Source organism: Kitasatospora sp. NPDC040550 (assembly GCF_055594965.1).
In genome coordinates this window covers 1-10,826 of record NZ_JBVIWC010000025.1, presented here as the reverse complement: position 1 = coordinate 10,826, position 10,826 = coordinate 1, and the positions used below count along the sequence as shown (strand labels likewise).

Annotated in this window: 11 protein-coding genes; 2 read left to right on the top strand and 9 right to left on the bottom strand. The window is 74.5% G+C overall.

Features of this window, described 5'->3' with window-relative positions; genetic code table 11:
- Window positions 1-99: 99 nt before the first annotated feature.
- The 4 genes from ACZ58X_RS30460 to ACZ58X_RS30445 all read right to left on the bottom strand — a co-directional run bounded on the left by ACZ58X_RS30460 (window position 100) and on the right by ACZ58X_RS30445 (window position 3,942).
- The gene (locus ACZ58X_RS30460) at window positions 100-1,260 is read right to left on the bottom strand and encodes an Mrp/NBP35 family ATP-binding protein (protein WP_470336799.1); all 1,161 of its coding nucleotides are present in this window, start codon (window positions 1,258-1,260) and stop codon (window positions 100-102) included.
- Window positions 1,261-1,316: 56 nt separating this feature from the next.
- Window positions 1,317-1,913: a DUF1003 domain-containing protein gene (locus ACZ58X_RS30455; protein ID WP_470336898.1), complete on the bottom strand. Its 597-nt coding sequence runs from the start codon at window positions 1,911-1,913 to the stop codon at window positions 1,317-1,319.
- Window positions 1,914-1,962: 49 nt separating this feature from the next.
- The gene (locus tag ACZ58X_RS30450) at window positions 1,963-3,249 is read right to left on the bottom strand and encodes a magnesium transporter MgtE N-terminal domain-containing protein (protein WP_470336798.1); all 1,287 of its coding nucleotides are present in this window, start codon (window positions 3,247-3,249) and stop codon (window positions 1,963-1,965) included.
- 153 nt (window positions 3,250-3,402) lie between these two features.
- The gene (locus ACZ58X_RS30445) at window positions 3,403-3,942 is read right to left on the bottom strand and encodes a pyridoxamine 5'-phosphate oxidase family protein (protein WP_470336797.1); all 540 of its coding nucleotides are present in this window, start codon (window positions 3,940-3,942) and stop codon (window positions 3,403-3,405) included.
- A gap of 133 nt (window positions 3,943-4,075) precedes the next feature.
- Between ACZ58X_RS30445 and ACZ58X_RS30440 the strand changes: the two genes are divergently transcribed.
- Complete coding sequence (locus ACZ58X_RS30440; RefSeq protein WP_470336796.1) at window positions 4,076-5,005, top strand: DMT family transporter; 930 nt, start codon at window positions 4,076-4,078, stop codon at window positions 5,003-5,005.
- Between the two features lie 34 nt (window positions 5,006-5,039).
- Here ACZ58X_RS30440 and corA read toward each other — a convergent pair whose 3' ends face one another.
- Window positions 5,040-6,161: a magnesium/cobalt transporter CorA gene (gene corA, locus ACZ58X_RS30435; RefSeq protein ID WP_470336795.1), complete on the bottom strand. Its 1,122-nt coding sequence runs from the start codon at window positions 6,159-6,161 to the stop codon at window positions 5,040-5,042.
- Between the two features lie 402 nt (window positions 6,162-6,563).
- On the opposite strand from corA, the gene ACZ58X_RS30430 reads away from it, so the two are divergent.
- Window positions 6,564-7,205, top strand: coding sequence for a suppressor of fused domain protein (locus ACZ58X_RS30430; RefSeq protein WP_470336794.1), 642 nt, complete (start codon window positions 6,564-6,566; stop codon window positions 7,203-7,205).
- A gap of 123 nt (window positions 7,206-7,328) precedes the next feature.
- Here the strand turns inward: ACZ58X_RS30430 and ACZ58X_RS30425 are convergent, their stop codons facing one another.
- From ACZ58X_RS30425 to ACZ58X_RS30410, 4 genes are all read right to left on the bottom strand, one after another.
- Complete coding sequence (locus ACZ58X_RS30425; RefSeq protein ID WP_470336793.1) at window positions 7,329-8,189, bottom strand: PHP domain-containing protein; 861 nt, start codon at window positions 8,187-8,189, stop codon at window positions 7,329-7,331.
- A 56-nt stretch (window positions 8,190-8,245) separates the two neighbouring features.
- Complete coding sequence (locus ACZ58X_RS30420) at window positions 8,246-8,884, bottom strand: DUF6758 family protein (RefSeq protein ID WP_470336792.1); 639 nt, start codon at window positions 8,882-8,884, stop codon at window positions 8,246-8,248.
- Between the two features lie 365 nt (window positions 8,885-9,249).
- Window positions 9,250-9,408, bottom strand: coding sequence for a hypothetical protein (locus tag ACZ58X_RS30415; protein ID WP_188305309.1), 159 nt, complete (start codon window positions 9,406-9,408; stop codon window positions 9,250-9,252).
- 382 nt (window positions 9,409-9,790) lie between these two features.
- The gene (locus tag ACZ58X_RS30410) at window positions 9,791-10,672 is read right to left on the bottom strand and encodes an alpha/beta fold hydrolase (RefSeq protein ID WP_470336791.1); all 882 of its coding nucleotides are present in this window, start codon (window positions 10,670-10,672) and stop codon (window positions 9,791-9,793) included.
- Between the last annotated feature and the right edge of the window lie 154 nt (window positions 10,673-10,826).

Genomic DNA, 10,826 nt, shown 5'->3' with positions numbered 1-10,826 from the left:
TTCGTGGGTCATCTGCCTGGGGGGGGGGTTTTCGGGGGTTGCTCATCGCTCCACCCCCCCCCCCCCCCCCCCCCCCCCCGCGTCCGCCCGCTCGGAACGTCAGAACTTGTTCTTGGGCGTCAGCCCCAGCGACATGCCGGACAGGCCGCGCTGGCGGCCGCCGAGCTTGCCGGCCACGGCGCGCAGGGCGGCGCCGGCCGGGGAGTCGGGGGCGGCGAGCACGACCGGGCGGCCGTCGTCGCCGCCCTCGCGCAGCCGGACGTCGATCGGGATCGAGCCGAGCACCGGGACGGTGGCGCCGACGGTGCGGGTCAGCGCGTCGGCGACGGTCTGGCCGCCGCCGGTGCCGAAGACGTCGATCATCTCGTCGCAGTGCGGGCACGGCATGCCGGACATGTTCTCGATCACGCCGACGATCTTCTGGTGGGTCTGCACCGCGATGGTGCCGGCCCGCTCGGCCACCTCGGCGGCGGCCATCTGCGGGGTGGTGACGATCAGGATCTCCGCGTTGGGGACCAGCTGGGCCACCGAGATCGCGATGTCACCGGTGCCGGGCGGCAGGTCCAGCAGCAGCACGTCCAGGTCGCCCCAGTAGACGTCGGCCAGGAACTGCTGCAGCGCGCGGTGCAGCATCGGGCCGCGCCAGACCACCGGGGCGTTGCCCGGGGTGAACATGCCGATCGAGATGACCTTCACGCCGTTCGCCTGCGGCGGCATGATCATGTCCTGGACCTGGGTGGGCCGGCCCTCGACGCCCAGCATGCGCGGCACGCTGTGGCCGTAGATGTCGGCGTCCACGACGGCGACCTTCAACCCGTCCGAGGCCATCGCGGCGGCCAGGTTGACGGTCACCGAGGACTTGCCGACGCCGCCCTTGCCGGAGGCGACGGCGTAGACCCGGGTCAGCGTGCCCGGCTTGGCGAACGGGATCTCCCGCTCGGGGGCGCCGCCGCGCAGCAGCTGGGAGAGCTCCTTGCGCTGCTCGTCGCTCATCACGTCGAGCTCGACGTCGACGCCGGTCACACCGGGCACCCGGCCGACCGCGTCGCGGACCCGGGTGACGATGGTGTCGCGCATCGGACAGCCGGAGACGGTCAGGTAGACCGCGACGCGCACCGCGCCGTCCTCGGCGATCTCGACCGATTTCACCATGCCGATCTCGGTGATCGGACGGTTGATCTCCGGGTCGTTGACGGTCGCCAGCGCCTGGCGTACGGAGTCCTCCGTGACGCCGGCCGCGACCTCTGTCTCGTTGGCCATGCCTTGATGGTACGGCTCCGGGCGAACCGCTTAACCGGCCGGTAGCGTGCCGCCGGTCACAACGACTCGGGGGCGCCCCGCCGTTCGTCGATCTCCTTGAGCAGCGACTGGAGCTCGGACCGGATGCTGCCCAGTTCGGAGGTGATGAAGGCCCGGGTGGCCACCTCGCCGAGCCCGTGCCGCAGCGCCGCGACCTCGCGGGCCAGGTACTCGGTGTCGGCGATGTTGCGGTCGCTGCGGGCCCGGTCCTGCTCCATGTTGACGCGGTCCCGGTTGTCCTGCCGGTTCTGCGCCAGCAGGATCAGCGGCGCCGCGTAGGAGGCCTGGAGCGACAGCACCAGGGTCAGGAAGATGAACGGGTACTCGTCGAAGCGCGCGGCCGACGGCAGCAGGGTGTTCCACAGCACCCAGACGATGATCACCACCGTCATCCAGACGATGAACCGCCCGGTGCCGAGGAAGCGGGCGATCCGCTCCGACAGCACCCCGAAGGCCTCGGGGTCGTAGGACGGCAGGGTCAGCAGGCCGGGCCGCGCGGTGCGGGGCTGGTCGAGCCGGGTGCGGTTGGAGCCGGTGATGGGGGAGGTCTCCAGGCGCTCCCGGCCGCCGCCCTCGCGGGTGCGCAGTTCGCGCAGCTGTCGCAGCTCCCGCAGTTCGCCCTGCAGGCGCCGGCGGGCGGACTCGCCCCGCCGGCCGTTGCGGTCACCGTCCACCGTGCACCTCGTCTCTGTCGTCGTCCCCGGCGTGCAGCGCGGCGTCGCGCCAGTCCTCGGGCAGCAGGTGGTCGAGCACGTCGTCGACGGTCACCGCGCCGAGCAGGTGGTCGGCCTCGTCCACGACCGGCGCGGCCACCAGGTTGTACGTCGCCAGGTAGCTGGTGACCAGCGACAGCGGGGTGTCCGGCGGCAGCGCGTCCAGGTCGTCGTCCACCAGCGAGCCGACCAGGACGTACGGGGGCTCGCGCAGGAGCCGCTGGAAGTGCACCGCGCCCAGGTACTTGCCGGTCGGGGTCTCGTTCGGCGGCCGGCAGACGTACACCTGGGCGGCCAGCGCGGGCTTGTGGTCGCGGATCCGGATCCGGGCCAGCGCCTCGGCGACCGTCGCGTCCGGCTCCAGGACGATCGGCTCGGTGGTCATCAGACCGCCGGCGGTGTCCTCCTCGTAGGAGAGCAGCCGGCGGACCGGCTCGGCCTCGTCCGGCTCCATCAGCCCGAGCAGCCGCTCGGCCTCGTCGCCGGGCAGCTCGGAGAGCAGGTCGGCGGCGTCGTCCGGGTCCATCGCCTCCAGGACGTCGGCCGCCCGCTCCTCCTGGAGCTTGCCGATGATCTCGACCTGGTCGTCCTCGGGCAGCTCCTCCAGGACGTCCGCGAGCCGCTCGTCGGGCAGCGCGGCGGCCACCTCGGCGCGGCGCTTGGCCGACAGGTGGTGCATCACGCTGGCGAGGTCGGCCGGGCGCAGCTGCTCGAAGGTGGCGAGCAGGTTGGCCGCGCCCTGGTCCTGTTCGGGCAGCGCGAAGCCGGTGACGTCCTGCCAGTCCAGGGTGAGCCGCTCGCCCTTGCCCTTGCGCAGCCGGGTGGCCCGGCCGACCTGGACGAAGACCTTGCTGACCTCCCACTCGCGCAGCCGGGTCTGCACCATGCCGACGTCCAGCACAGTGACGTCCTCACCGGTCTTGGACCAGGTGACGGTGCGGTCCAGCAGCTCGGCCAGCACCAGGGTCTCGGACGGGCGCTGCTCGAAGCGGCGCAGGTTGATCACGCCGGTGGTGAGCACCTGGCCGGACTCCAGGCTGGTCACCCTGGTCATCGGCAGGAAGATCCGGCGCCGGGCGACGACCTCGACCACCAGCCCGAGCACCAGCGGAGGGCGGCCGCCGAGGCGCAGCGACACGACCACGTCGCGGACCCGCCCGACCTGGTCGCCGTTCGGGTCGAACACCGCGACGGCGGAGAGGTGGGAGATGAAGACCCGGCTTCCTGGCCCTGCCATGAACTCCCTCGACTCCCTCGACCCTGCCCGAGCGGTGCGACCCGCTCGGCGACGGTGTGCACCGGGGCGCACGTCCGGCCAAGGCTACCCGCGCCGCGTGCACCCGGCCCGGTGAGGCACGGTAGCGGGCCCAGGAGTCCCCGGCGTGAACCTTTAACGGCGCTTGAACAGTAGTTTGGGCAGTCCGGCGGGGATCGGGCGGCGGGTGGTGGCCGGGGTGGGCATCGGCTCGGCGGCGTGCGAGCCGTCCGGCATGGCGCCCGGACGCTCGGTCAGCGCCCCTGCCGGCCGTAGCCGCAGCACCCGGCACTCGCGGGCCCAGCGCTCGGCGATGGTGTCCGTGTCGGGCGCGTTCAGCCGCTTGCCCTTGAGCTCCTCGACGGCGCCCAGCCAGGCCTCGCCGTTCGGCGCCAGCTCGACCACCTCGGCGGTCCAGCCGGTCAGCCGGCCGCCCTTGTCCTTGCTGCGCACGGTGATCACGGCGCGGCCGCCCGCGGTCAGGCCGTGCAGCGGCTGCTCGCCGCCGTCGCCGACCACCACCACGGCGCCGTCGTGCCAGGCGTGCCACAGCGGGCGGGCCTGCGCCTCGCCGTCCGCGCGCACCCAGAGCAGCCCGGACTTCTTCGCGGCCTCCTCCAGCAGGGCCTGGTCGAGGAAGTCGTCGGCGACGGGGGCGGCGGAGTTGCGGTCCATGGCGGACAGCGTACGGGTTCGCCGCCCGCGCCCGCCCGGGCCGGACGTCTCAGCCTCCGGGCGACAGTTCCATTGACGGCCCACGGGCCTTACCGTATGAGCGCCCCGCCCCCGCGACCAGCGAAGGAGCGCCGTGCCCGCCGCCCGGCCCGCGACCGCCCCCGCCCCTGCCACCACCGCCGACCAGCGGCCCGCGCACCCGCTCCCCACCGCCGACCTGCTGCTGCTCGCCGTCTCGATCGGCGGCATCTCCTTCTCCGGCCCGCTGATATCCGCCACCGCCGCGCCCGCGCTGGCCATCGCCTTCTGGCGCAACGTCATGTCGGTCGGCGCCCTGGGCCCGTACGCGCTGCTGCGCCACCGCGCCGAGCTGCGCGGGATCGGCCGGCGGGCGCTGCTGCTCGCGGTCGCCGCCGGGGCGCTGCTCGCGGTGCACTTCGCGCTCTGGATGCCCAGCCTGCGGATGACCTCGGTGGCCTCCGCGACCGCGCTGGTCACCACCACCCCGCTGTGGACGATCCTGCTGATGCGGCTGTTCGGCGTCCGGGCGCCGAGGACGGTCTGGCTCGGTACGGTCGTCGCCTTCGCCGGGGTGCTGGTGCTGACCGGCGTCGACCTCTCGATGTCCCCGCGCGCCCTGCTCGGCGACGCCCTCGCGCTCGCCGCGGGTCTGGCCGCGGCCGGGTACATGCTGCTGGGCGCGGAGGTCCGCAGGACGGTCAGCACCACCGCGTACACGCTGGTCTGCTACGCGACCACGGCGGTCGGCCTGCTGGCGCTCTGCCTGGCCACCGGCACGCGGCTGTCCGGCTGGTCGGCCGGGGCCTGGTGGCAGATCGTGCTGCTGATGGTCACCGCGCAGCTGCTCGGGCACTCGCTGAGCAACCGGGTGGTGCGCACCCTCGGGCCGTCGATCACCTCCACCGCGATCCTGCTGGAGACCCCGGGCGCGGCCCTGATCGCCGCGCTCTGGCTCGGCCAGTGGCCCCCGGCGGCGGCGTACCCGGCGGTGGTGCTGATCCTGCTCGGCCTGGTCCTGGTCGCCCGCGGCGGACGGCGCTGACGCCGCCGCGGGGGCCGGGGCCCCGCGGCGGGCGCTACAGCCAGCCGTTGCGGCGGAAGCCCCGGTACATCCCGACGCAGATCACCGCGATCGCGGTGAGCACCAGCGGATAGCCGTAGGCGTGGTGCAGTTCGGGCATGTAGTCGAAGTTCATGCCGTAGACGCCGGTGATCATGGTGGGTACCGCGAAGATCGCCGCCCAGGCGGTGATCTTGCGCATGTCCTCGTTCTGCGCCACCGACACCTGCGCCAGGTTGGCCTGGAGTAGCGAGTTCAGCAGTTCGTCGAAGCCGTGCACCTGCTCGGTGACCCGGGCCAGGTGGTCGGCGACGTCCCGGAAGTACTTCTGGATGTCCGGGTCGACCAGGCCCTGCTGCGGCTCGGACAGCTGCTGCATCGGACGCAGCAGCGGTGCGACCGCACGCTTGAACTCCAGTACCTCGCGCTTGAGTTGGTACACCCGGCCGACGTCCGCGGTGCGCGCGCCCTTGGCCGAGAAGACGCCGTACTCGATCTCGTCCACGTCGTTCTGCAGCCGCTCGGCGACCAGCAGGTAGTTGTCCACCACGTGGTCGGCGATCGCGTGCAGCACCGCGGCCGGGCCCTTGGCGAGCAGCCCGGCCTCGTCCGCGTCCGCCTCCAGCCGGTGCCGCAGCTCCTGCAGCGAGCCGTGGCCGCCGTGCCGGACGGTGATCACGAAGTCCCGGCCGGCGAAGACCATCAGCTCGCCGGTCTCCACCACCTCGCTGGTGGGCGTCAGTTGGTCGTGCTCGACGTAGCGGATGGTCTTGAAGACGGCGAACAGCACGTCGTCGTAGCGCTCCACCTTGGGCCGCTGGTGGGCGTGCACCGCGTCCTCCACCGCGAGCGGGTGCAGGCCGAACCGCTGGGCGATGCCCTCGAACTCGGCCCCGGTCGGCTCGTGCAGCCCGATCCAGCTGAACGACCCGGCGGTGTCCGGGAGTTGGTGCGCGGCCTTGACCCGGCGGGCGGCCTCGCGGGGGCTGCAGGTCTCACCGTTGCGCCGGCCGTGCTGGTAGACCGCGCAGTCCACGACCGCCGAGCCGACGCCCTCGGGCACGGCGTCGTACGCCCCGACGGCGCCCCGGCGGCGGTTGGTGCGGACGGCGGCGCGCAGGCTGTTGATCATCGACATGACAGGCTCCCTGGGGCAGGAGCCGTCGCACGGTGGCGCGGAAGGGACGCGGAAGGGCCGTGGTGCGACGGCGAGGAACACCGGTGAAGGGGACGAGGGGTGCTCTCCCGGCCGGTCCGTCCGCCGCCGACCCGCGCCCGGGCCACGGGGGCTCGGTCAGCCGCAGAGGCCTGCGGGGCGGGGGTCACGGGGAAGTCGGGGCCGGGCAGAGCTGCCGGTACTGCATGGTCGGCCGGTATCCACCGCAACCACCTCCTTCGCTCGCCGCCCCGGGACCTGCGATCCCGGTGGCCAGTCGCTCACCCTAACATCTGACCGGGCATCGGTGCCCCGGGGTTTCCCCGGCCTTCGCCCGTACGCCCCCGCGCGGACGCCGGGGCGGCCCGGGTTACGCTCACCGGCATGGCGCACGACTTCCCGTCCTTCGGCGACCCCCACCGCGGCAGCTCCCCGGAACTCACCCGGGAGGCGGTACTCGCGGCCGTCGAGGCCCGGCTGATCTCCACCTTCGGCGAGCCGAGCGGCCGCGCCGCCGTCACCTTCCTCGGCACCGACCGGATCGAGGTGCTGCGCTTCGGCCCGGACGCCGACGGCCTGGTCCGCTACGCGACGCTCGGGATGTCGGCCGCCCCGATGGCCGACCCGACCCAGCCGGTCGCCGACCAGCTGCGCGGACCGCGCGCCGAACTGGTGCTGACGGTGCGCGGCGGGCGCGACGGCGTGCTGCGCAGCCTCGCCACCTTCGCCGCGACGCCGCAGGTCGAGGGCCTGGTGGTGGCCCCGGGCGGCTCGCTGGACCTCGGCGCCCCGCTCTGGGAGGGCGCCCCGTTCACCTCGGTGCTGGCCGCCGAGCCGGGCGGGCTGGTCGAGGACCTGGAACTGGCCGAACCCGCCGAGCCGGTGCGCTTCCTGCCGCTGCTGCCGATGACGCCCAACGAGGCGGGCTGGAAGCGGGTGCACGGCGCGGCCGCGCTCCAGGAGCGCTGGCTGAACCAGGGCACCGACCTGCGCGATCCGCAGCGCCGCGGCGTCACGCTCGACTGACCCCGGGTCAGGACCGGCTCCGGTCAGGGCCCGGCCCGGCGCCGGCTCCCGGAGGAGAGGGCGTACGGCGGGCCCGCCCGCCCCACCGCGCTCCGGTGCGCCGGAGTGCGGCCCCGCCCGCCGTCAGCGCTCGATCGGCTTCGCCCCGGTGGCCTGGGCCAGCAGCGCCTCGTACACCCCGGGGTCGGTGGTGTGCTCGCCGAGCCGGACGGTCTTGCGGCTGCCGTGGTAGTCGCTGGAGCCGGTGGCCAGCAGGCCGAGGTCGCCGGCCAGGCCGCGCAGCCGCTGCCTGGTCTCCTCGTCGTGGTCGGTGTGGTCGACCTCCAGCCCGCCCAGTCCGGCGGCCGCGAGGTCGGCGATCACCCGGTCGGGGACGGTCCGGCCGCGCTTGACCGCGCCGGGGTGGGCGAACACCGGCACCCCGCCGGCCGCCCGGACCAGCCGGACCGCGCGCACCGGGTCGGTCTCGTGCTTGCGGACGTCCGCCCGGCCGCCGTTGGCCAGCCACTGCCCGGTGAAGGCGTCCGAGACGGTGGCCACCACGCCCGCCTCGACCAGCGCGCTGGCGATGTGCGGGCGCCCGACCGAACCGGCCCCGGCGATCCGCCGCACCTGCTCCCAGCTGATGTCCGCGCCGAGCTCCCGGCAGCGCTCGACGACCGCCCGGCCGCGCCGGAACCGGTCGGTGCGCACCAGCTCGCGCTCGGCCGCGAACTCCGGCTCCTCGGGGTCGAACAGGTACGCCAGCAGGTGCATGCTGACGCCGTCCACCACGCAGGACAGTTCGGCGCCGGGGACGACGGTCAGCCGGGTGCCCTCCGGCAGCGCGTGCACGGCGTCGGCGGCCCCGGCGTGCCCGGCGACGGTGTCGTGGTCGGTGAGCGCGACCACGTCGAGGCCGGCCGCGACCGCCGCCGCGACCAGCTCGGCCGGGCTGTCGGTGCCGTCGGAGGCGTTGCTGTGGGCGTGCAGGTCGATGCGCACGGGGCGGACTCCTCAGGCTGGTGGGTGCCGCCCAGGATAGGCCGTCCGGCCCGCCGTCAGCCCAGCAGTCGGGGGGAGAGCGCCCCGCAGGGCAGCAGGTCCAGTTCGGCGCCGGCCTCGCGCAGGTCGGTGAGCACCAGTTCGTCGTACATCACCAGCGCGGACTGCTCGGGCCAGGCGATCGCCCAGAGCCAGAGCCCGCGGGCCTCGCCGACGAACACCGCGCGGTCGGCCGGGGCGTCCGGGACGTGGAACATCGGGGTGGGCCGCCCGGCGGCCATCAGCTTGGCGTCGGCGGGCTTGTAGAGGCCGACCGAGTCGCCCGGGTCGGGGCCGGGCAGTCCGGCGTAGCGGGCGCCGAGCCCGACGCCCAGCTCCTCGGCCACCAGCACCAGTTCGCCGAAGCCGCCGAGCGGGGCGGGCCCGGCGCAGGCGACGGCGGTGGCCCGGGCGCCCGAGAGGTCGTCGCCGACGTGGGCGATGCCGGTGTAGAGCCAGCCGACCGGGAGCGGCCAGGGCAGCCAGACGGGGACCTGGGAACGGGCGACGGCGACGCCCAGGGCTTCCACGCTCGGGGGCAGTACGGGCTGCATCGGGTGCACGGCTCCGTGCCGGTCGCACTGCCAGGTGTCCGAAAAAAGACCGGGGGCGCGGACCCGACCGGCGCACCTCGGACAGCTTGGCTCGCCCCTCATAGCCGACAACGCTCCTCCCTCCGGACCGCCGCGTCAAGGACGATCACCCGTACGGACGGCTCGGCGGCACCCTGTCGGTGCCGGACGCCCGGCCGGCGCGGGTGGGTGCGGCGCGGGCGGTTCCCGTTGGGGGATGTCCCGTGGCGGGCGGCGGCAAACGTTCCGGGGCCGGGGGCCGGGTCGGGAGCGTGGCCGGGGGCGGGGTCGCGGCCCGGGGCCGGTCCGTTCCGGGGCCGGACGCACTGACGCCCCGTCAACGGCGATCGCGGTGACGGGGCGTCAGTCGGGTATCGGTACGTCCGGATCGGACGATCCCGGCTCGTCGGCGGCGGGTGAGGCCTCCCGTTCGGAGGCGCCGCGCCGGGTCAGACGGTCGGGCACGGGCGGATGAGCAGGCGCTCGCCGGTGCGGGCGGCGTCCTGGACGAGCTCGCGGACGGTCTCGGCGTCGGCGATCACGCGGTCGGTCGCGGAGCCGTTGGCGTCGTCCAGTCGGAGGATCTCGAAGCGCATGGGCTTGGTCATGGGCGTCTCCTTTCCGGGCCCCGCGGAGCGGGGCGGTTGCGGCTGAGTCGGTATCAGCCCTTTCGGGGTCCTGCGGATCCGGCGCTGCGGCCGGACCACGCGGGTCGTGCGTGTGGCGGTCTGCTGCGGCAAGGGCTCCCCCTGGGCTTGCCTGGTGCGTCCAGTCCCTCGTCAACCACGGTGTCGTAGCGGTGCTACCGGGCCGTTGCCCGTCCGTAACGTCCGGGTTTCGGCTGAAAGGCACCGTGGTGGGTGTCGCCGATGATTCCCGGACAGAATCAAAGATTACCGTAACTAACGACTTTTGTCCTGTGCCGAGACCGGTCGAACCGCCGGAAGTGGTACAGACCACGCCGGGGAGGGAGTCGGTCGGGAGCCGGGCTCAGGCCCAGAACGCGGCCAGCGCCTCGGCCGTGGCGGCCGGCCGCTCGGCGTTGGGGGAGTGGGCCGCGCCCGCGACGACCACCCGGCGGGCGCCCAGCCGCCGCGCCATCGCGCCCTGCTCCGGCACCGGCCAGGCGTAGTCCTGCTCCCCGGACACCACCAGCACCGGCAGCGTCCCGGCCGTCACCGCGGCCAGCTCGTCCACCCGGTCCGGCGCGGCCACCAGGTGCGCGCCGGTGACGGCCAGCGACCGCGGCACGTTGGCCACCCAGCGGCGGTGCAGGAACTCCGCGACCCCCGGCGCCAGGGCGGGCTTCGGCTCCCCGCCGCTCTCGTCCATCTGCCGCATGACCTGCCAGATCTCCTCCAGGCCCATGACCGGCAGGACGTCCAGCAGCATCCTGGTCCGGGCCGCCTCGGCCGGGTCGATCGCGCCAGGCCCGGTGGCCATCAGGGTCAGCGAACGCCACGGCAGCGGCGGGCCCTCCGCGGCGGCCGCGAGCACCGCCTCCCGGACCACCTGGCCGCCGAAGGAGTGCCCCAGCAGGTGCACCGGCCCGCCCTCCGCGGCCAGCACCTCGGTCAGCGCCCGGACGTCGGCGCCCAGTGCGCTCACCGCGTACGCCGCCTCGTCGTCCGGCCCACCGGTCTCGTACTGCCCCCGCTGGTCCACAGCCGTCACCCGGTACCCGGCGGCCGCGAGCGGCGCGAGCAGCGCGATGAAGTCCTCCTTGCTGCCGGTGAACCCCGGAACCAGCAGCGCCGAGCCGCGCACCGGGCCGTCCGGCTCCGCCCGCAGCGCCGCGAACTCCCCGCGCGCGGTCGGCACGCGTTCCGCCCGGGCGCAGCGGGGCAGGTCCAGGAACGGCGGAGTACTCATGAGCGGGTTCCCTCCCGGGGCAGGCGACGCCCCGAGCCTATGCCGTCCCGGCACCCCTCCCACCAGGCGGGACGCCCGGGAACGCCCGAGGGGGCGGCAGGGGCCCGGACGGTGAGGTGGCCCCCTCGGGGGAATGGGCATTAAGAGCCCGGAG